General features: G+C 67.1%; 19 protein-coding genes. 7 read left to right on the forward strand and 12 right to left on the reverse strand.

Translation table 11 applies throughout. The features are described 5' to 3' along the window. Nucleotides 1-9 precede the first annotated feature (9 nt). The 8 genes from ACT3UE_RS01015 to ACT3UE_RS01050 all read right to left on the reverse strand — a co-directional run bounded on the left by ACT3UE_RS01015 (nucleotide 10) and on the right by ACT3UE_RS01050 (nucleotide 7,853). On the reverse strand, nucleotides 10-195 hold the full coding sequence (locus tag ACT3UE_RS01015; protein ID WP_086994940.1) for a hypothetical protein: 186 nt from the start codon (nucleotides 193-195) through the stop codon (nucleotides 10-12). Nucleotides 196-198: 3 nt separating this feature from the next. Next, a complete protein-coding gene (locus ACT3UE_RS01020; protein WP_241895488.1) occupies nucleotides 199-882 on the reverse strand; it encodes a response regulator in 684 nt (227 codons plus the stop codon). Nucleotides 883-1,013: 131 nt separating this feature from the next. Further along, the gene (locus ACT3UE_RS01025; protein WP_444566096.1) at nucleotides 1,014-2,318 is read right to left on the reverse strand and encodes a sensor histidine kinase; all 1,305 of its coding nucleotides are present in this window, start codon (nucleotides 2,316-2,318) and stop codon (nucleotides 1,014-1,016) included. A 131-nt stretch (nucleotides 2,319-2,449) separates the two neighbouring features. Continuing rightward, a complete protein-coding gene (locus ACT3UE_RS01030) occupies nucleotides 2,450-3,307 on the reverse strand; it encodes an ABC transporter permease (protein ID WP_443349052.1) in 858 nt (285 codons plus the stop codon). Continuing rightward, nucleotides 3,304-4,257 (reverse strand): ABC transporter ATP-binding protein, encoded by a 954-nt coding sequence (locus ACT3UE_RS01035; RefSeq protein WP_086994929.1) that lies wholly within the window; start codon nucleotides 4,255-4,257, stop codon nucleotides 3,304-3,306. Before ACT3UE_RS01035 ends, ACT3UE_RS01030 begins: the two co-directional genes overlap by 4 nt. A gap of 127 nt (nucleotides 4,258-4,384) precedes the next feature. Continuing rightward, nucleotides 4,385-5,020 carry a response regulator gene (locus ACT3UE_RS01040; RefSeq protein WP_086994991.1) on the reverse strand — a complete coding sequence of 212 codons (636 nt, stop codon included), beginning with the start codon at nucleotides 5,018-5,020 and terminating at the stop codon, nucleotides 4,385-4,387. Then, complete coding sequence (locus tag ACT3UE_RS01045) at nucleotides 5,013-6,314, reverse strand: sensor histidine kinase (protein ID WP_343251906.1); 1,302 nt, start codon at nucleotides 6,312-6,314, stop codon at nucleotides 5,013-5,015. The genes ACT3UE_RS01040 and ACT3UE_RS01045 overlap by 8 nt, the downstream gene beginning before the upstream one ends. A 9-nt stretch (nucleotides 6,315-6,323) precedes the next feature. Then, complete coding sequence (locus ACT3UE_RS01050) at nucleotides 6,324-7,853, reverse strand: glycosyltransferase family 87 protein (RefSeq protein ID WP_096224542.1); 1,530 nt, start codon at nucleotides 7,851-7,853, stop codon at nucleotides 6,324-6,326. 118 nt (nucleotides 7,854-7,971) lie between these two features. On the opposite strand from ACT3UE_RS01050, the gene ACT3UE_RS01055 reads away from it, so the two are divergent. From ACT3UE_RS01055 to ACT3UE_RS01085, 7 genes are all read left to right on the forward strand, one after another. Then, on the forward strand, nucleotides 7,972-9,183 hold the full coding sequence (locus tag ACT3UE_RS01055; protein WP_444566097.1) for a cytidylyltransferase domain-containing protein: 1,212 nt from the start codon (nucleotides 7,972-7,974) through the stop codon (nucleotides 9,181-9,183). 26 nt (nucleotides 9,184-9,209) lie between these two features. Continuing rightward, on the forward strand, nucleotides 9,210-10,106 hold the full coding sequence (locus ACT3UE_RS01060) for an N-acetylneuraminate synthase family protein (RefSeq protein WP_444566098.1): 897 nt from the start codon (nucleotides 9,210-9,212) through the stop codon (nucleotides 10,104-10,106). A gap of 15 nt (nucleotides 10,107-10,121) precedes the next feature. After that, nucleotides 10,122-11,147 carry a glycosyltransferase family 2 protein gene (locus ACT3UE_RS01065; RefSeq protein ID WP_443349061.1) on the forward strand — a complete coding sequence of 342 codons (1,026 nt, stop codon included), beginning with the start codon at nucleotides 10,122-10,124 and terminating at the stop codon, nucleotides 11,145-11,147. Then, nucleotides 11,144-12,553 carry a polysialyltransferase family glycosyltransferase gene (locus ACT3UE_RS01070; RefSeq protein ID WP_444566099.1) on the forward strand — a complete coding sequence of 470 codons (1,410 nt, stop codon included), beginning with the start codon at nucleotides 11,144-11,146 and terminating at the stop codon, nucleotides 12,551-12,553. The genes ACT3UE_RS01065 and ACT3UE_RS01070 overlap by 4 nt, the downstream gene beginning before the upstream one ends. Before the next feature lie 49 nt (nucleotides 12,554-12,602). After that, nucleotides 12,603-13,607, forward strand: a complete 1,005-nt coding sequence (locus ACT3UE_RS01075) for a hypothetical protein (RefSeq protein WP_444566100.1) — start codon at nucleotides 12,603-12,605, stop codon at nucleotides 13,605-13,607. Beyond that, nucleotides 13,604-14,848 carry a DUF6716 putative glycosyltransferase gene (locus ACT3UE_RS01080; protein ID WP_444566101.1) on the forward strand — a complete coding sequence of 415 codons (1,245 nt, stop codon included), beginning with the start codon at nucleotides 13,604-13,606 and terminating at the stop codon, nucleotides 14,846-14,848. The genes ACT3UE_RS01075 and ACT3UE_RS01080 overlap by 4 nt, the downstream gene beginning before the upstream one ends. Before the next feature lie 101 nt (nucleotides 14,849-14,949). Next, entirely contained in the window at nucleotides 14,950-16,035 is a 1,086-nt protein-coding gene (locus tag ACT3UE_RS01085; RefSeq protein ID WP_444566102.1) for an inositol-3-phosphate synthase, read from the forward strand. A gap of 67 nt (nucleotides 16,036-16,102) precedes the next feature. On the opposite strand, the gene ACT3UE_RS01090 is transcribed toward ACT3UE_RS01085, so the two are convergent. The 4 genes from ACT3UE_RS01090 to ACT3UE_RS01105 all read right to left on the reverse strand — a co-directional run bounded on the left by ACT3UE_RS01090 (nucleotide 16,103) and on the right by ACT3UE_RS01105 (nucleotide 20,733). Continuing rightward, entirely contained in the window at nucleotides 16,103-17,764 is a 1,662-nt protein-coding gene (locus ACT3UE_RS01090; protein ID WP_444566116.1) for a formate--tetrahydrofolate ligase, read from the reverse strand. A gap of 404 nt (nucleotides 17,765-18,168) precedes the next feature. Next, complete coding sequence (locus ACT3UE_RS01095) at nucleotides 18,169-18,321, reverse strand: hypothetical protein (RefSeq protein WP_444554448.1); 153 nt, start codon at nucleotides 18,319-18,321, stop codon at nucleotides 18,169-18,171. A 365-nt stretch (nucleotides 18,322-18,686) separates the two neighbouring features. After that, the gene (locus tag ACT3UE_RS01100) at nucleotides 18,687-19,277 is read right to left on the reverse strand and encodes a histidine phosphatase family protein (protein WP_444554449.1); all 591 of its coding nucleotides are present in this window, start codon (nucleotides 19,275-19,277) and stop codon (nucleotides 18,687-18,689) included. After that, the gene (locus tag ACT3UE_RS01105; protein WP_444554450.1) at nucleotides 19,270-20,733 is read right to left on the reverse strand and encodes a CCA tRNA nucleotidyltransferase; all 1,464 of its coding nucleotides are present in this window, start codon (nucleotides 20,731-20,733) and stop codon (nucleotides 19,270-19,272) included. The genes ACT3UE_RS01100 and ACT3UE_RS01105 overlap by 8 nt, the downstream gene beginning before the upstream one ends. Nucleotides 20,734-20,751 lie beyond the last annotated feature (18 nt).

A 20,751-nucleotide genomic window follows, 5' to 3' on the forward strand; every position in this document is an offset into this window, starting at 1 on the left:
TTCCGTAACTCATCCGCGGTTCCTGCCATTCCACCCGCCGTGACGATAAACGGCAAATGCCACCGCCACCACGCCGACGCCCATCACGACCGGTCCGGCCACCGGCTGGTGGAGTACCGCGACGAGGAAGGCCCCCGAGGCAAAGAGCACCACGGCCAGCATGAACCACGGATTGCGCAGGAATTCTATGTTCATGTTCTAGTAGTCCAGACCCTGGCTCGGGACCACCAGGCCGGTCTCGTAGGCGTAGACGACGGCCTGGACGCGGTCGCGTAGATGCAGTTTCGTGAGGATCCGCCGCACATGGGTCTTCACCGTGGCTTCGGAGAGGAAGAACCGGTGGGCGATCTCCGCATTGGAAAGACCCTCGGAGATGGCGCCGAGGACCTCGAGTTCGCGGGGGGTCAGATCCTGCAGGAGGGGGTCGCGTTCGGGGTGTCCGGCGGACGTGGCCCCGGTTCCCGCCCCGTGCTGTTTTGTGCCATCCGACGGAGCACCATCGGGACGTCTGACATAGGTTTCGAGCAGCCGGGCGGTGATCCGCGGGGCCACGACGGCATCACCGCTGGCCACCAGCCGGACGGCGTTGACCAGTTCGGCGGGGGCCACGTCCTTGAGCAGGAACGCCGAGGCGCCGGCCCGCAGACCGGCAAAGGCATATTCGTCCAGGTCGAAGGTGGTCAGGATGATGATCTTCGCGCACGGGACCTGCTCGGCGATGCGACGGGTGGCCTCGATCCCGTCCACCTTGGGCATCCGCACGTCCATGAGCACCACGTCGGGGGTGGTTTCCAGCGCGAGGGCCACCCCCTCCTCCCCATCGGAGGCCTCCCCGGTGATGAAGAGGTCATCTTCGCCTTCGAGGATGAGCCGGAATCCCATGCGCAGTAGCGGCTGGTCATCGACCAGCAGGATGCGGATGGGGTCCCCGGGACGACGTTCGGGAATTTCCACCTCGGGCGTCTGGGATTGAGGCTGCGGTTTTTCGGTGCCGGATGGCATGGGGCTCTCGTTCATCGTGTGGCTTCCCCCAGGGATGGCTGGTGTTCGGTGGCCTGTTCGGGAACGGTCAGAATCGCGTGGACGACCCACCCTCCGCGTGGTCCGGGGCCGGCGTACACGGACCCGTCGTAGATGGCTGCGCGTTCGCTCATGCCCTTGAGGCCCTGGCCGCTGCCGATGGCATCACGTTTGGCGCCCAACAGTTGGCCATTATCGGTGACCTTGATCCGCACGGTGTCCTCATCGCGGGAGAGATCGACGTGGACCCGGGTCACCGCTCGCCCATAGCGCAGCACGTTGGTCAACGATTCCTGCACGATCCGGTACACGGTCAGCTGGAATGCGGCATCCACCGGCAGGGCGGAGCCGGTATGAGTGATCTGCAAGGGGAGCCCGGCGACCCTGAACCCCTCGAGCATGTCGCTCAGTGAGGACGACGCCGGTTGGGGCGCCAAGGGGGCATTGGAGCCATCGCGGAGCACACCGATGACCCGGCGCATATCGGCCAGGGCGCTACGGCCCGTGGAGGAGAGTTCGTCCAGCACCCCGGCGGCCCGTTCGGGGTCGCGACGCAAGACGACCCGTGCCCCGTCGGAGAGGGCGATCATCACCGACAGTGAGTGGGCGACGACGTCGTGCATTTCCCGGGCTATGCGGTTGCGTTCTGCCACTTGGGCCAGTCGTTGGACCCGGGAACCCCAGTTGGCCAGCTCGGCTTCGTGGAGCCGCTTATTGCGCACTGCGGCGCCGATGCCCACCACCGAGAAATTCGACAGGACGGTCAGCGCAGCCATCATCCAGACGAACGTTTCCGCCGGAGGGGTGTCTTCGACCAGGAACCGGGTGGCCGCCTCGGGGACTTGGAAGGCCGGCAGGACGACGACGAACTGCACGAGGAGCTGCATGGCACTCAGCAGCGCAGCCATCGTGAACATACGCCGAGCGGTATATAAGGTTGCCGTTGTATAGAGGACGAGCCAAACGGCGATGCTCGTCGCCGAAAAGTAGGGGTCCACGAGTTGCATCCCGACTTCAATCAGGAAGACGACCCCCAAGACGGCCATGGGCCAGCGCCGCCGGACGACGAGCAGAACCGCAATGAGCAGCACTCCGGCCCACGGCAGCCACCGGCCGTTGAGCGCCGATTCCAGCCCCGAGGCGGCGGTGACCAGGAAGTAGGTGACGGCCAGCAGGACGTCCATGAGCGTGCGGTGTGAACGCATGAAACGGCGCAGCGGACCTCGCCGTTGTTCGGTGAGCTCGGCAAAGGTCTGCGCCGGTGTCTCCGGGGCCTCCCCCAGCGGTGCTGTGCTCATGTTCTCAGCTTAGCTTTCGGTCTCGACGGGTGGGTGGACCCACGAAAACCGCGGGCGGTGGCGGCCGTTCGTTCCGCCACCACCCGCGGTGGTTCGTGAGGCAGGTGGGGGCCCCGGCCTGCGGTTTCCCTCTAGACGTCGCGACGCCGAATGACCAGCAGGGTGACGACGACCGGAATCAGCGCCCACAGCCCCAGGACCACCCCTGCCTGCCACTGCTCCAGGGCACCCTCGGCGGGCGTGGCCCCGACGAGGTTGCCGAAGGCGGCATCCGGCAGGAAGCGGCTGGCGTCCTGGATGAAGTCGTTGGTAATGAGGGCCAGGACATTCGGTAGGACGAAGACGATGCCGACGAGCGTGACGATCGCCCCTGCCGAGTTGCGCAGCAGACCACCCAGCGACATGCCGAGCAGGGCAATGACGGCCACATAGGCGGCGCCGATCCAGAGGTAGCGCTGGAACGTCTCACTGGAAAGGTCCTGTTCCAGCGAATAGTTGGACAGGATCGGCATGATCACCAGGGCCGCCAGCAACGTCGAGACCACGGTGACCACGAGGGACACCACGGCGACCAGCAGGGTCTTGGCCAGGACGACAGGGAACCGTTTCGGGATGGCGGCGAAGGTGGCCCGGGCCATGCCGGTGGTGAATTCCGAACTCATGACCAGCACGCCGATGGAGCCGACGATGAGCTGGGAGAACATAATGCCCGAGGAGGCAATCGAGTTGCCGAGCGCTTCCATATCTCCCATGGCCGCCGCGGCTTCGGGATCACTGCTGATGGCCTCCTGCGAGGAGCCGATGCCCCAGGCTGCCACTGCGGCGATGCCGATCATGATGACCAGGGTGGTCAGCAGCAGGATGAGGGAGGAGGGCACCGAGGTGAATTTGATGGTCTCGGAGCGGACGGCCCTGCCGAAGGAAGTTCCCTTACCCTCGGTGGTGCGGGGCTGCTGGGCCGCAGGTGCCTGGTGGGTTTCGGTGCTCATTTGCTGGCCCGCCTTCCGGTTTCACGTTCTGGCTCGGCTCCGGTGACCGGGCCTGAGTGGTATTCGACGTCGTCGCGGGTCATATCCATGTAGACGTCCTCCAGGGAGGCCTGCAGCGGGGTGAGTTCATAGACCAGCACGTTGGTATCCAGCGCCCTGCGGGCGATGTCGCGGGGGGTGATGCCCTGGATTTCGAGGGCATCGGGGCCCGTGGTGGTAACCGTGACTTCCGGTGCTGCCAGCGATCTGACCAGTTCGTCGGGGGTGTCGGTGCGCACCCTGGTGCGGGCCCCGCCGGCCCCGGAAAGGACGTCGGCCATGGGGGCGTCGGCTAATAATTTGCCGCGTCCGATGACGATCAGGTGGTCTGCGGTCTGCGCCATTTCGCTCATCAAATGTGAGGAGAGGAAGACGGTGCGGCCCTCGGCGGCCAGGCCTTTGGCCATGTTCCTGACCCAGAGGACGCCTTCGGGGTCCAGCCCGTTGACCGGCTCGTCAAGGATCAGGGTGTGGGGGTCCCCCAGCAGGGCGGCGGCGATGCCGAGGCGTTGGCCCATCCCCAGGGAGAACCCGCCGACGCGTTTGCGGGCCACGGGCGCCAGCCCGGTGAGTTCGATGACCTCGTCGACCCGGCGGTTACCGATGCCGTGGGTGGCGGCCAGAGTGCGCAAATGGTTGCGGGCGGAGCGCGATTTATGCACCGCCTTGGCCTCGAGCAGCGCCCCGACTTCGCGCAGCGGGGCGGCGTGCTCCGCATAGCGTTTGCCGTTGACGGTGACGTCGCCGCCCGAGGGGCGGTCGAGGCCCACGATCATGCGCATCGTCGTGGATTTGCCGGCGCCGTTGGGGCCAAGGAAGCCCGTGACCTTACCGGGCTGGACGGTGAAGGACACGTCGTCCACCGCGCGTTTCGAGCCATAGTTCTTGGCGAGAGAAGTTGCCTGGATCATGCTTCCACGCTACGCACCCGCGCCGGTGCCGTCGCCGCCCCTACGGATGATCTTCGGCCGTGGCGGTGTACGACTTCAGGAGGATGCCCCGTCTCCCGTCAGTTCCCCGGACCGGCCGCTCAAGGTTTCACCTGATGAGCCGTAGCGTGCGGGCCTGGTCGATGGCGGCGGTGCGCGTATCCACCCCGAGTTTGGCGTAAATGTGAATGAGGTGGGTCTTGACCGTCGATTCGGAGATGAACAATTCCTTGGCGATCTGCCGGTTGACCAGCCCGCGGGAGAGCAGGCCGAGCAGTTCGAGTTCGCGCGGGCTCAAATCGGTGGCCGCGTTGCGGGCCGCGGGGTCCATTCTGGCGGCCACGTCTTCGGAGAGGACCCGACGCCCCCGGGCCGCATCCCTGACAGCAGCGGTCAGCCGTTCCAGCGGGGCATCCTTGAGCAGGTAGCCGGCGGCCCCGGCGTCGAGGGCGGTCCGGATATCGGAGTCCGAGTCATAGGTCGTGAGGATGAGGACGGGCGGTCCGCCGGCCGTGCGGATCCTGCCGGTGGCCTCGACACCGTCCATTCCGTCCATCTGCAGGTCCATCAGCACCACGTCCACGTGTTCGCCGAGGGTTTCCAACCGGTTCAATTGGGCGATCGCCGCCGCACCGTCGGCGGCTTCCGCCACGACGTGTAGTCCTGCCTGTTCGGTCAGGACGGCTTTGAGCCCGGCCCGGACGACCGGGTGGTCGTCCACCAGCAGCAGATTTAGTTCATCCATGTCCATCCTCCGTTGCGCAGGGGATCCTTACGGCCACCACGGTGCCCTCCCCGGGCGCCGATTCGACCTCCACGGTTCCGTTGAGGGCACCGATCCGCGCCTTCAGTCCGCTGAGCCCGAATCCCGTCCCATCGTTCCTCGGCGCGGCGGGCAGCGTGTCGGGATCAAAGCCGACCCCATCGTCGTACACATCCAAGGTGACCTCCCCGGCCAGGTAGCCCAGACTGAGGATGGCCCGCGAGGCGCGGGCGTGGGCCAGGACGTTGGCCAGACAGGATTGGGCGGCCCGCAGCAGGGCGCCGGCGACGTCGGGGCTGAGGGCCTGTGCCTCGCCATCCTCCCGGAACCGGCATTCCAGCTCATCCCCGGAGGCCTGTGCGGTGCGTTCGGTGGAGGCGCAGAGCCGGGCGAAACGTCCGGCGAGTGCCCCGGCGGCAGCTTCGGCGGTTCCTGCGGACAGTCCGCGGACGAAGTCGCGGGCCTCACCCAGGTTATCGGAGGCCGTCGTGGCCACCGTTTCGAGGCGTTGGCCTGCCAGTTCCGTATCCCCGGCGTCCAGGGCGGCGCGGGCCGACCGGGAGACCAACACAATGCTGGAGAACCCCTGGGCGAGGGTGTCGTGGATATCGCGGGCGAGTCGCTCGCGTTCGGCCAGGACGCCGGCCCGGTGCTGTTCACCGGCCAACGCTGCCCGGGTGCGGCGCAGTTCATCCAGGGCCCGGCGCTGGTTGACGCCCTCGGTGTAGAGGGCCTGGTAGGCGAATCCCATGACCACGGAGAACGTTGCCCCGAAGACCGGCCCGAGGATGCCGGCCACGGTGACCGACCCGGCGTGCGCCCATTGGGCGCCGATGACGACCAGGGTCAGCCCGATAATGGCGAAAAGTGCGGTGCGGGTGCGCAGCAGGTGCATCTGCAGGAAGAACAGCGGGAAAGCGAGCCAGCTGAAATCCGGGTGCAGGGCCATCAGCGCCAACCAGAGGACGACGACGATGAGCAGCCAGCTCCGTGAAAACCGGTTGGGGTCCGAGGTCAGGCCGCGGGCGAACCGGTTTTCCCAGGTGGTGCCCCAGAGGTAGATCGCGGCCAGGACCCCAGCCAGCAGAATCGAAGCCAGGCGCGTGGAGGCGCTGGTATCGGTGACCAGGACCCTGATGACGCCCACGCCGAGCAGCAAGGCGAAGCCCACATGCAAGGACACCCTCAGCACGCGCAGGACGACACCACCGGGGGTCGCCGGCAGCGCGGTGGCCTCGGAGCCCGGTGGGTTGGCCTGCTGATTCGGTGCGTTCACGTTCCCAGCCTAGGGCGATTGAGCGGCAGGTGGTTCAACCGTTTGGTGGACCCGCTTCCGCCGCGGCCTGCCGATCCACCGGAAGGCCGGCAGCGGATCACGTTCTGCCCCCGCATAGGGTCCTGCCTGCGGGTCGTCCTGGCCGACCCGTCGCACCGGATCGGTCTGCGGATCCCAGATGCTGCGCGCGACCCGATACATCAGGTACGCGGTGGCCAGCATATGGGCGGCTACCGCCAGGACGTAGAACGCCTCGGGGAAGGTGTTTTGCTCCTTGACGCTGGTACTGCCCGTATACAGATACATCCAGATCGCCCAGAAGTGCAGGGCCTCAACGAGCTGCCAGATCAGGAAATCGCGCCAGCGCGGCCAGGCCAAGGCAGCCAGCGGGATGAGCCAGACCACGAATTGGGGCGAGTAGACCTTATTGAAGAGCACGAAGGCAGCGACCACGAGGAAGAGCAGTGAGGCCACCCGTGGCCGCCGGGACGCCAGCAGCCCCAGCACCGCGATGCCTGCGCAACTGGCGGCAAAGAGCCAGAAGGCTGCCGAGTTGATGACCTCCGAGGTGAAGGTGGGGGCACCGGGAAGCACGGTGGCCGTGACGTTCCAGGCATGCCAGAGGGAGGACAACCCCGCCCCGCGATCACGCGTGAATTCCAGGAAGTAGCTCCAGGCCCCGAAGTTGGCGATCATGAACGGCAGGTTCACCAGCAGCCAGGAACCCGCGGTACCGGCGCTGACGATCAGCAGGGGGCGCCATCGCCCGGTGCGCAGGGCCAACACCAGCACGACGCCCAAAAAGAGGATCGGGTAGACCTTCATGGAGGCGCCCAAACCAATGAGAATTCCGGCCAGCAGCGGTTTCTCCCGGGCGAAGGCCAGCAATGCGAGGGCCAGGAACGCGACCGCCCACAGATCCCAGTTGATGGTGGAGGCCAGGATCATTCCGGGGGCCAGGGCGACCATGGCAGCATCCCAGGGCCGTCGCCCCGCGGCTCGGGACGTGGCAATGACGATGATGAACCAGAGCACCACCACCATCAGCAGGTTCACGTCGAAGAAGGCCAGCGTCCGGTCATAATCCCCGGGTACCACCAGTAGTGCCGCGAAAGAGGCGACCGCCGACATGAGCACCGGGTATTCGAAGTGGGCGCCGTCGGCGAAGGGGGCGAAGGCGTTGGTGTCGAAGCCGCGGGCGGTAAAGAGGGCCGACCAATCCGAATAGCAGGCCCAAATATAGGCGTTGGAGCCGCCCCACCCGAGGGTGCGGCACATGTTTTTGGCGAGGATGGCCACGATGGCGGCGACGATCGTCAGGGCCACGAGGACCCGTTCGATGGTGAAGAATCCCGGAGACACCCGCCCCGGGGAGCTGAATCGTCCCAAGGGCCCGCCCATGACCTCGGTCAGCCGGCGCAGCAACGGATCATTGCGGCTGGGTACGGTGATCCGCAGCGGCCCACGGCGGGACCCCCGGGACGTGGAGGATCCCCGGTCCGTTCCGTGGCGGGCCGGGGGCCTGGGCTTCTCGCTCATGGAATCAGCCTATCCGGCACGACCGCACCGAGGATCGCCCCCGGATGTATTGCACACCACACTTTGCGTTAACCCACTGGTCGGTCTGACGACACCTCGGCTCCCTAGCGTCGAAGACATGCAGAAGCCACAGAGTGAAACCGTCCTGGTCGTCATCCCGGCCCGTGGCGGATCGAAGGGCCTCCCGTTGAAGAACCTCCGTCCGGTGGGCAGCAAGTCGCTGTTGGCCCGCGGCATCGACGCCGCCCTGGCCGCCCCGTCGGTCACCGATGTCGTGGTCAGCACCGACCATTCGCAGATCCGCAATGAGGCCCACGCCCAGGGTGCCCGGGTCATCGACCGTCCGGCGGCGTTGGCCTCCGACGGGGCCAGCAGCGAATCGGCTCTCGGCCACGCCCTGGACACCCTCGAGTCCCTTCCCGCCGTCGTCGTCCTCTTGCAATGCACCTCCCCCTTCATCAACCCGGCCCATGTGGAGGCCGCCGTCAGGGCCGTGCTTCAGAACGAGGCGGATGTCTGCTTCAGCGTCACCGAGGACCATTCATTCATCTGGTCGGCGAATCAGGGGACCGTTCATGCCGTGGGCCACGATGCCGGGTACCGCCCACGACGCCAAGACCGGGCCCCCCAATACCGTGAAACCGGTGCCTTCTACGCCATGCGCACCTCGGGATTCCGCCGAGCCAACCACCGGTTCTTCGGCAGGTTGAAGTTCCAGGTGGTCCCGGCCTCCGACGCCCCCGAAGTCGATTCGCCCGAGGACCTGGAGCTTGTGTGCGCGCTGGCGGCCCGCCGCGCGGGCCGGCCGCCTGGCCCGCCACTGCCGGGCATTGACGTTGACGCGCTGGTCACCGACTTCGATGGCGTCCACACCAACGATGCGGCCCTGCTGGCCTCCGACGGTTCCGAATCCGTCACCGTTTCCCGCTCCGATGGGCTGGGCGTCGCCCGGCTGCGCCGGGCGGGAGTGCCGATGCTGATCCTCTCCACCGAAACCAACACCGTGGTCGCCACCCGGGCCGCCAAGCTCGGCGTCAACGTCGCCCACGGTGTGCAGGACAAGGCCAGCCGGCTCGACGCCTGGATCGCTGAACACGGCCTGGATCCGGCCCGAGTGGCCTACGTCGGAAACGACGTGAACGATGTGGCGGCCATGGACTCCGTCGGATGGCCGATCGCGGTCGCCGACGCCCGCCCCGAAGCCCTGGCCGCTGCCCGCATCGTGCTCCAGAAGCCCGGCGGCAGTGGAGCCGTCCGTGAGGTCTGCGAACGCATCCTCGAAACCCCCAACCGTCCAACGGCCGCACGGCTGTTGGTCTCAACCCCCTGAAACACCTCCAACGAAAGGGAAACACCATGACCACCGAAGCGATTAAGCAGGACGCCCCCGTGAGCATCGGCACCGAGAAGATCGGCACCGGCCAGCCGGTCTACGTCATCGGCGAAATCGGGATCAACCACAACGGTGATGTCGACGTTGCCAAGCAGCTCATCGACATCTCCGCAGCTGCCGGCGCCAACGCCGTGAAGTTCCAGAAGCGGACCCCCGAGATCTCCACCCCGCAGGATATGCGCGATAAGATCCGTTCGACCCCCTGGGGCGAGATGACCTATTTGGACTACCGGTACAAGGTCGAATTCGATGCCGCACAGTACCGCGACATCATCTCCTACGCCCGCAGCCAGGGTCTGGAGGCCTTCGCCTCCCCGTGGGATGTCCCCTCGGTCGAATTCATGGAGGTGCAAGGCGCAGCAACCCATAAGGTGGCCTCCGCCTCGGTGACCGACCTGGAGTTGCTGCGTGCCCTGCGCGAGACCGGCAAGCCGATCATCCTGTCCACGGGTATGTCCACGATCGAACAGATCGACACGGCAGTGGAGACGCTGGGCACCGAGAACCTGGTCCTGATGCACGCCACCTCCACGTACCCCCTGCCCCCGGAGGAAGCGAACCTGCGCATGATCCCGACGCTGCAGGAACGCTACGGCGTCCCGGTGGGCTATTCGGGACACGAGCGCGGCCTCCAGATCTCCTTGGCCGCTGTCGCCCTCGGCGCCGTGACCGTGGAACGGCATATCACCCTGGACCGCACCATGTGGGGTTCCGACCAGGCGTCCTCCTTGGAACCGAAGGGCTTCGAATCGCTCATCCGTGACATCCGCATCCTGCAGGAAGCCATGGGCGACGGCGTGAAGAAGGTCTTCCCCGGCGAGCTCGCCCCGCTGTCCCGCCTGCGCCGCGTCGACGCATAGTCCCGGCCCGTCGAGATGAACACCCCCTTGCTCAGCATCGTCGTTCCGGCGAAGGATCAGTCACCCTTCATCCGCGACACGATGACGAGCCTGACGCACCAGTTCGAGGATCCGCGCGCACTGGAAGTCATCTTCGTCGACGACGGCTCCCGGGACGGCACCGGGGAGCTGGTCGAGGCCTTCGCCGGCCGGCTCCCTGGCCTGAGGATCCTCCGCAACCAGGAGGCCAGGGGCCTGGCCACCGCCCGGAACCAGGGCCTCGAAGCCGCCACCGGCACCACACTGGCCTTCTTGGACGGCGACGACTGGTTGGCTCCCGGGCATCTACAGGCCTGTTGGGAAGCGAGGGACCGGCTGGATGTGGACTTTTTGCGGGTGGACCATGTCAGGGTCACCGCAGGGCGTCGATCGATCCACCGGGCCCCACAGGCCCGGAGGAATACGGTCCTGGACCCGCGGGCCTCGATCCTCCCGCAGACCGAAACCACCCTGATCGATTACCCGTATGCATGGGCAGGAATATTCCATCGTCGGTTGGCCGACGCCGGCCTCCTGCAGTTCCCCGATGGGTTGTTCACCGCCGAGGACCGCCCCTGGATCTGGAGATTGCATTTGCAGGCCGAGTCCTTTGCCGTCGTGGAGGCCCCCGGAGTGCTCTATCGGCGCGGCGTGACCACCTCCCTGACGCAGATCCAGGATCGTCGGCAACTCGATTTCGCGCGGGCCTTCGCCCTCGCCTTCGCGATCGTGGCCGCCGACCGCGAAGCCTCGACCTACTGGCCGAAAGTGATCCGCCAATTCATGGCGGTTTCCTGCCACCACCTCTCCCGCAGCGCGGGGATGACCGCGACGGTGACAGCGGAGCTTCAGGCGGCGATCACCACCACGTTGGCGGCAGCACCCGAGGCCTTCCTCGCGGCGGCCTTCGCAGGACTCGATGCCCGACGACGGCGCCTCCTGCTGCCCTTGTACCCCACCACCACACACCCCGAAAACCCCACGGGACGGGACCGAGACCTGGTCCCCGGAGGAACCAGATGATCCAACTGCTCACCGCTTCAACACTGTTCCAGGTGGCCTCCCTGGCGGCCATGGTCGATGCTGGAGCGCTGCCGAAACCCGAGGGGGAACGCGTGCTGCTGCTCGTTGACGGTTCCCAGCAGCCCGAACTGACCGGCAGCATCGCCGACACCCCCGGATTCGGGGACCTCGCCGCGCGGTTTGACCGGGTGCTGGATTTCGGTGAACTACTGTTGCCACGCCGGCCCGCCCAATTCAATCCGCGCGAGGAGGAGCTGTATCTGTGGCAGCGCCTCCTCCGGCAGTGCTTCGGGCTCGGTGACGAGGAGCTGCAGCTGGTTGTCGATTCGATCCAAACCAATCCGAGCCGGGCGATCCTGCGGATTTTCCACGACTCACCGTTCCTGGTCCATTCGGACGGGCTGATGTCCTACGGTCCCACCCGCAACCTGCTTCCAGCGTCCATCCATCAACGTCTCGACGGGTTGGTCTACCTCGATCTGGTTCCCGGTCTGAAGCCGCTGCTCTTGCGCGAATTCTCCCCGCAGCTCAGCCCGGTACCGCCGCAGCCGTTGGCTGAGATCATCAACGATCTCGCCGGCTCCGCCGAGCTGGTGCTGCCACTGCCCGCCCAGGCCCGGCCGGCGCCGGAGATCGGAGCACCCAAAACAGCGGTGGTCCTCGGCCAGTACCTCGCCCACCTGGGGCTCATGGACGACGAGGAGGAACGGATTCTGCATCGCGAAATGCTGCGCGAAGCCGAACGCCGTGGGGCCACCACGGTGATCTTCAAACCCCACCCCTCAGCCGGCCCGGCCTCCGGACGCCAACTCGAGCGCGACGCCGACGCCCTGGGACTGCAGTTCACCCAACTCGGGGAGCCGATGCTGGCCGAAACAGCGGTCGCCCTGCTGCGCCCCGACGTCGTCATCAGCTGCTTCTCCACGGCACTGCTGAGCATCCGTGCCCTCTTCGGCACCGAATGCGCGGCGGTGGGCACCGAAATGATGCTCGAACGGCTGAGTCCCTACGAAAACTCCAACCGGATCCCCGTCACCCTCATCGACGCCCTCTTCCGTCGGGGCCTGCCACTACCTGGCGAGGACCCCCTTGGCTCCGAGGGGGCTCTGACACAGCTGGTCACCGCCGTCGGCTACTGCATGCAGCCGCAACGCCTGGCCGCAGAGGAAGCGGGCGCCCGAGGATTCCTGGCCGGCCACTACCCGCGCTTTGCCAAGTATTTCAAGCGTCGTCGGCTCACCCGCCTGGACCTTCCCGGGGCCCTCCCCCCGGGCAGGCCTGCCACGGGGCTGGCCTCCCGGTGGGGACGGCGTCTGCCGGCCTCTGTGCGTCGCCGGTTGAACCGTGGCATGCGTCGGATGCCACGCCGGCTGGTGAAGGTGGCCAGACGTGTCCCCCGCAGTTGACCTACCGGGCAATTCCGGAAGGGCGGGCCGGACCCGCAGGGTGGAGCTGGTGCCTCAGGTCCAACGGCCCCGCTTCGGACGGGCCGACGTCTGGGTGGAATCCCCGCTGCAGCTGCTCAGCGCCATCGAAGCCCACGGGGCGGGGCTTCTGGGCCGCCACTCAACGATCCACTCGCGGGGAGGAACCGCGGCAATGGACACCACGGTGCGCACACTGATGGCCCAGGCCCCCGCCGGTGTGACCTTCGACGAGGCCAACGCCCAGGAACCCTCGACCCCCGACCGCCCCGCGGACCGCTGGGTCACCGGCGACGCGTTCTCCGGCAGAATGCAACGTCGCCTCATCGGGCCGGTGCGCGCCGACGAGTTCGTGATCATTGATGACGGGTTGGCGACGGTAAAACTCTTGCAACTGCTCACCGGGGACCGTCCGACCCCTCTCGTGCGGTCCCGCGCCCCCCGCAGCACCTCACGCAACGCCCTGGGTGTGGCCAGCTGGTACCGGTTGCGTTCCCTGGCCCGTCAGGGACGCCTGCTGGCCTGCACCGCACTGCCCATCGGTCGGGAGGTCGAACGGGCGTTCAGGGATCTCGGCGGACATCTGGAGCACCACCGGTTCGAATGGTTGGGGACCCAGCCGGTGACCGAGCAGTTCCCTGAACCGACGATCGTCATCGGCTCGGCGCTGGCCGCCGACGGTCTGATTGGTGAAGCACCCTATTTATCCTGGGTTCTGAAACAGACCGACGACGGACCGGTCGGCTATTTCCCGCATCGCCGCGAGGAACCGGGGTTCTTGGCCGAACTGGCTCGCCACCCGCTGATCACCGTGCACCCGAACACCCTTCCCGTGGAGATGCGCCTGCGGGGTCTTCGCCGAGGCCAAAAGGTCAGTGCCCTACCCTCCACCGTGCTGCCCTCGTTGCGTTTGCTGCTGCGCCCCCACCGGGTGAGGATCACCGGTCATCCGGTCCCCGAGCGCTGGTGGACCGAGGCAGCCTCCCCGGCACTGCGCACCCACCTGGGAACGTCATTGGAGGACCCCACCGCGTGAAGATCCCCCCGGACGCCCCACCGCGCATTCTCGCCGTCGCCGACAGCGACTCGTACTTCAAATTCGCCTGCGCGACCCTTGACGGGCTCGGCCCCGGCTGGGACCGCACCGTGGTTTTGGCCCGTACCCCCCTCCTGCCCACCGCCGAACAACGGGTCGGCGCGGTGACCGGGACCTTCCTGCAGGACGCCGATCCCACGGCCGTCGTCCCCCTCCACCGCCTCGGCCCCCTGCTCGACTCCGCCGACGTGGTGCTGGGTGCCGCCACGGGCCCCGTGGTCCAGGAAGTCTTCCGTCGCGCGGCGTCCCGCCAGCGGGGAACCGGAAGAAGCACGGCCCTGGTCTCCGCGCTGCCAGGAGTCGCCTACCCGGCCACGGCGAAGGCCATGGGTTTTCGTTCCCTGGGTGATCTCTTCCTCACGCATGGCCGGGCCGAGGCCAGGGATTTCGGCGGCCTCTTGGCCCGGCTGGGGAGTGACCAGTCGGTTCTGGCCACCCGGCTGCCCTTCCTGGTGTCCACCGGGGAACCGGCCAAGGATACGACGCCGGTGCATTCGGTGGTCTTCGCCGCCCAGGCCAAGTTCCCGATCCACCGGCACGAACGGGAACAGGTCCTGCGGGCGCTGGCCCGCACCCAGCGGGCGAACCCCGGGGTGGAGGTCATCGTGAAACTGCGGGCCAGGGACGGCGAACCGCAAACCCATCATGAACGCCACCCCTATGACAGGCTCTGGGCCGAGCTGAGCGCCGGCGGGGCCGTGGCAGGAGATGAAGTGCGTTTCGCGACCGGGACGATGGCCTCCGTGTTGCGACCGGGGACCCTGCTCGTGACGGTTTCTTCCACCGCGGTGTTGGAGGCCATCGACCGGGGGCTTCCCGCCGTCGTCCTGACCGACTTCGGCCTGGACCGTGACCTCTACAATCTGGTGTTCGAGGGCAGCGGGCTGACCGGGTCGTTGCAGGACGTGGAGGAGTTGAAGGTGCTGCGGCCGGAGCCCACCTGGCTGGCCGAGCACTACTTCCACCCGCCCGACGCGGTGGCCTCCGGGGCCTTGGAACAACTGGCCCGGCGCGCCCGGGCAGGCGCCTTGACGACCTCCCCGGAGGCCCTGGCCCGCACCGGTCGGATGGCCCTGCACCACCGGTTGCGCACCAGGCTTCCACGGCCCCTCCTGCGCCTGGTCCGTGGCCTGCCCCACCGGCGGTTCCCGGCCCGCGCCGACCCCCCGAACGGCCGCTGAAGGACCCGGGGCAAACCACCCGGGAATAACCGGGCCGCCGCGTCACTTAGAATCGTTGTGGCCTTCGGCCGCCCAAGAACCGTTCTGCTGTAGGAGTCACTGTGTCGGGAAACCCCATTCGGGTCGCAATCATTGGTGTGGGGAACTGCGCCACCTCGCTCATCCAGGGCGTTGAATACTATAAGGATGCGGACCCGGAGACGAAGATTCCCGGTCTGATGCACGTCCAGTTCGGCAAATACCATGTCCAGGACGTCTCGATCGTCGCCGCCTTCGACGTCGACGCGAAGAAGGTCGGACTGGATCTCGCCGAGGCCACCACCGCCAGCGAGAACAACACCATCAAGATCGCCGACGTGCCCACCACCGGCGTCACCGTCCAGCGCGGGCACACCCTGGACGGCCTGGGCAAGTACTACCGCGAGACCATCGAGGAGTCCGACGCCGCCCCGGTCGACGTCGTCGCCGCGCTGAAGGAATCCGGCGCCGATGTGCTGGTCTGCTATCTTCCGGTCGGTTCCGAGCAGGCAGCGAAGTTCTACGCCCAGTGCGCCATCGATGCCGGCGTCGGCTTCGTCAACGCCCTGCCCGTCTTCATCGCCGGGACCAAGGAATGGGCCGATAAGTTCACCGCGGCCGGGGTGCCGATCGTCGGAGACGACATCAAGTCCCAGATCGGGGCCACCATCACCCACCGCGTGATGGCCAAGCTCTTCGAGGACCGCGGTGTGACACTGGACCGGACGTACCAGCTCAACGTCGGCGGCAACATGGACTTCAAGAACATGCTCGAGCGTGAACGCCTCGAATCCAAGAAGGTCTCCAAGACCCAGGCCGTCACCTCCAACACCTCGGCACAGCTCGGCGCCGACGACGTGCACATCGGCCCCTCGGACTATGTGGCCTGGCTCGATGACCGCAAGTGGGCGTATGTGCGCCTGGAAGGCCGCAACTTCGGTGACGCCCCCGTCTCGCTGGAGTACAAGCTCGAGGTCTGGGATTCGCCGAACTCCGCCGGAGTGATCATCGACGCCATCCGTGCCGCCAAGATCGCACTGGATCGCGGCATCGGCGGCCCGCTGCTCTCGGCGTCCTCCTACTTCATGAAGTCCCCGCCGGAGCAGTTCAACGACGAGGCGGCCCACGAGAGCGTCGAGGCGTTCATCCGCGGCGACATCGAGCGCTAGGAACCACGGCCCAGAATGCGACGGCGGCCGGCCCCTTGAACAGGGGCCGGCCGCCGTCGTCGTCTGCTCAGAAGAGTCCTACGGCATTCCCGTTCCCGTCCACATCCATGCGCATCGCCGCCGGGACCTTGGGCAGACCCGGCATGGTCATGACGGCCCCGGTCAGCGCCACGATGAACCCGGCCCCGGTTTTGGGGATCAACTCACGCACCTGGAGGGTGAACCCCTCGGGGGCGCCCAGCAGTTTCGCGTCGTCGGAGAACGAATACTGGGTCTTGGCCATGCACACCGGCAGCGAATCCCACCCGTTCTCCACGATCCCGGCCAGTTGCCGGCGCGCGCTGGCCGAGAATTCGACGTCGGCACCACCGTAGATATCGCGCACGATGGTGCGGATCTTCTCCTCCACCGGCAGCTCCAGGTCATAGAGGTGGTGGAAGTCCGAGGGCCCTTCCACGGCGGCCAGCACCTTGGCGGCCAGTTCCCCGGCCCCCTCGCCACCACGGCCCCAGACGTCGGCCACTGCCGCCTCGACCCCTTCGGCGGCGCACCAGTGGAGCACGGCGTCGAGTTCGGCCTGCGTATCCGTGGCGAACTGGTTGATCGCCACGACCGGGGCCAGCCCGAACCGTCCGATGTTGCGCACATGCCGGGCCAGGTTCGGCAGCCCCCCGCGCACGGCCTCCACGTTTTCCGGTCCCAGCCCATCCTTGGGGACTCCCCCATGCATCTTCAACGCCCGGATGGTGGCCACCAGCACCACGGCGGACGGCGGGCAATCCGCATAGCGCGCCTTGATGTCCATGAACTTCTCGGCCCCCAGATCGGCGCCGAAACCCGCCTCGGTGACCACCACGTCGGCCAGCCGGCGGGCGGTGTTGGTGGCGATGGCCGAATTGCAGCCGTGGGCGATGTTCGCGAAGGGGCCGCCGTGGACCAGTGCGGGGGTCCCGGCGATGGTCTGGACGAGGTTGGGTTCGATGGCGTCCTTGAGTAGCAACGTCAGCGCCCCCTGGACGTCGAGTTCGGACACGCTGACCGGCCGGCGGTCGAAGGTGTACCCGACCGTCATCCGTCCCAGCCGCTCGCGCAGGTCGTCGAGGTCGGTGGCCAGGCAGAAGACCGCCATGACCTCGGAGGCGACGGTGATGTCGAAACCGTCCTGCCGGGGCATTCCCTCGGTGGGTCCACCGAGACCGATGACGATGCTGCGCAGGGCCCGGTCGTTGACGTCCATCACGCGTTTGAAGGTCATGCGCCGCGGGTCGATGCCCAGCTCGTTGCCCTGCTGGATGTGGTTGTCGACCAAGGCCATCAGCAGGTTGTTGGCACTGGTGATGGCGTGGAAGTCACCGGTGAAGTGCATGTTGATGTCCTCCATCGGCAGCACCTGCGAATATCCACCGCCGGCCGCCCCGCCCTTCATCCCGAAGATCGGCCCGAGCGACGGTTCCCGCAAGGCGATCATCGTGCGGGTTCCGGTGGCGGCCAGGGCGTCACCGAGACCGACGGTGACCGTGGACTTGCCTTCCCCGGCCGGGGTGGGGGACATCCCGCTGACCAGGACCACCCGTCCCGGACCCGAGCTGGCCTCGGGCAACCCGGCCCGATTGATCTTGGCCTTGTACCTCCCGTAGTTCTCCAGCGCCTCCGCCGGAATGCCGGCCGCTGCGGCGATCTCTTCGATCGGCTTCAACGTCGCCCGCTGGGAAATGGCCAGGTCGTTCATGGCCTCCGGGGCACTATCGGGTTGCTCGGCGGTACTGCTCATCTGCTCACGGACCTTCCCGGCCATCGGCCGTCATGTCGTCCGGCGGACCACCTTGTCACGCCGGTGACCCCCAAGCTACCAGCGATCCATGGCGCCGTCCCGGGATCGCGGGCCACGTTTTAAGCGGCAAAGCCCGCCGGTGAAGCCGGCGGGCTTTGCGGTGGGGGCGGATAACCCGTTCATGCTCTTCCTCCTGGGGGTCGGTCGCTGATCTGGCCGGATGAACCGGCGGCGTACCGACTTAGCGAAAGCGGAAAAGCATTTCCGGGGGGAGCTGGGATTCGAGGCGGGTCCTGGGCTCGGGGTTATACAAGGTGTTCAACCATTGCGGGCCCAGGGGCTTCCTACGTCTGTTCTGCACGTCATTCACCTCCCCGGTACACATCGGGGCGGGTGGGCTGGCGGGCAGCCGAGTCGTTCATCAGGGGCCGGGCGCGGAGGACGTCGGGGCCGGTGACGAAGAGTTCGGCGGAGCGGGGGCCGGAAGGGCCGGTGGTGCTGGATTGCGCGGACATCGCTGTTCCTTCGTTCGAAACCTCGGGGTGGGGAGGCCTGGAACAGCTGCGCTGGTGTCTAGCGGTTCGCCGTTCCGGGGGCGGGGATCAGGGCACGATGACGGGGTCCGGCAGCGTGCGCAGTGGTAGCCACTGCCTGCGTGTTCTGGATGATCATCACGATTCCCACCTCCTTCGGTGAACGGGCCGAGCGCATCGGCGGTCAATAGGTCCACGGGTCGAAACATCTCATTGAGATCTCTCAATCACCGTTAACAAACTAACCCGGGATCGGCCTCGAGCGCCAGCCCGGGCCGGAAATTTTCTGTGATTCGTGCTGGAACCCGGCGCGTCGGCGACGACACGCCGGGTTCGTCGGCGGGCGGTTACAGTCCCCAGGCCTCGACGGCGGGGGTCTTCTTATCCCAGCCCAACCGGCAGACTTCCGCGGTGCCCAGCAGGAAGTGGCGTCCCTGTCCTGCTCCGAGCCCCAACCAGGTCGCCGCGAGGATGCGGGAGAAGTGGCCGTGGGAAAAGAGCACGGCGTTCCCGCCATCCGCCAGCTCGCTGCGCACCCGTTGCACGATCCTCTCGGCGCGGACCCCGACCTGCTCGATGGTTTCCCCGGCCGGGACCCCGTCATCCCAGATCAGGTAGCTGGGGTTCCTTTCGCGCACCTCGGCCGAGCGGACGCCTTCGTAGTCCCCGTAGTCCCACTCATGGGCGTAGTCCACGACTTCGGCACCGGGGAATCCTGCGAGTTCGGCGGTATGCCAGGCGCGTTGGGACGGGCTGGTCATCACCAGGTCGAAGGAGGTACCGGCCTGCTGGATGCTGGTCAGTTTCGCGCCGGCGACCCGGGCTTGCTCCTCGCCATGGGGCGTCAGCGGAAGATCCGTCAGCCCGGTGTACTGGCCGCTGCGCGACCATTCGGTTTCCCCGTGGCGGACCAGCCATAGGCGCGGCAATTCACTCATCGTTCATCCTCTTCTCGTCCGTTTCCTGCTCGGGTCCCTGCCCGGACCACCACTCGACCAGCGCCTTCGACGCGGCCTCGGGCCCCATCGGGCCATGGTCCAACCTCAGGTCCAACAGAAACTTATAGGCCCGCCCGACCTCAGGGCCGGGCCCGATCCCCAGCAGTTCCATGATCCGTCCACCGTCGAGGTCGGGACGAATGGCGTCCATCTGTTCCTGCTCGGCCAATTCCTCGATCCGGCGTTCCAGGTCGTCGCAGGCGAAGGCCAGGTATTCGGCCTTGCGTCGGTTGCGGGTGGTCACGTCCGAGCGGGTCAGCCGCAACAGGCGTGGCAGCACCGATCCGGCATCGGTGACGTAGCGGCGCACCGCAGAGTCCGTCCAGCCGGCGTCCCCATACCCATAGAACCGCATATGCAGTTCCACCAGGCGGGCCACCGACTTGATGGTGTCGTTGTCGAAGCGCAGCGCGCGCATCCGCTTCTTGGCCAGTTTGGCGCCGACGGCATCGTGGTGGCGGAAGCTGACCGCCCCGTTGGGTTCGAAGCGTCGGGTCGCCGGTTTGCCGATATCGTGCAGCAGCGCGGCGAAGCGCAGTACGAAGTCGGGTCCGGGCACCTCGCCCTCCGCTCCGGTCTCCAGCGAGGCTGCTTGGTCCAGGACCTGGAGGGAGTGTTGGTAGACATCCTTATGCCGGTGGTGTTCGTCGACCTCCAGGCGCAGAGCGGAGACCTCGGGCAGCACGTGGTCGGCCAATCCGGTGCGCACCAGCAGGTCGACGCCCTCCCGCGGGTGGCGGCCGGTCATCAGCTTGATGAGCTCGTCGCGGACCCGTTCGGCGGAGATGATGTCGATCCGTGCCGCCATATCGGTCATCGCGGCTTCGACCTCGGGGTCCACCGTGACCCCCAGCTGGGCGGCGAACCTCGCGGCCCGCATCATCCTCAGGGGGTCATCGGAAAAGGACGACGCCGGGGTTCCGGGGGTGCGGATCAGCCCCTGTTCCAGGTCCTTGAAACCCCCGTAGGGGTCCACCAGTTCCAGCTCGGGCAGGCGCAGCGCCATCGAGTTCATGGTGAAGTCCCGACGGTACAGGTCCTCCTGGAGCGAGGTTCCGAAGGCCACCACCGGCTTGCGGGAAGCCGGGTCATAGGCGTCCGCCCGGTAGGTCGTGACCTCGATCGTGTGTTCGGCACGGCGCAGGGCGATGGTGCCAAAGGCCCGGCCGACCTCCCAGGTGGCGTCCGCCCATCCGGCGACCACGGCCAGGGTCTGGTCCGGATCTGCGTCGGTCGTGAAATCCAGGTCCGGTGAGACGCGGCCCAGGAACAGGTCCCTGACCGGGCCCCCAACCAGGGACAGGGCGTGGCCGGCCGCGGTGAAACGGTCGGCCAGTTCGAAGACGACGGGGGGAAGGAGCGTCCTGAGGGCGGATGGTGCGGGTAGCTGCTGCATAGTCCGTTAAGCTTGTCA

It is taken from the genome of Arthrobacter sp. 179, from assembly GCF_052379645.1.
GTDB lineage: Bacteria > Actinomycetota > Actinomycetes > Actinomycetales > Micrococcaceae > Arthrobacter_H.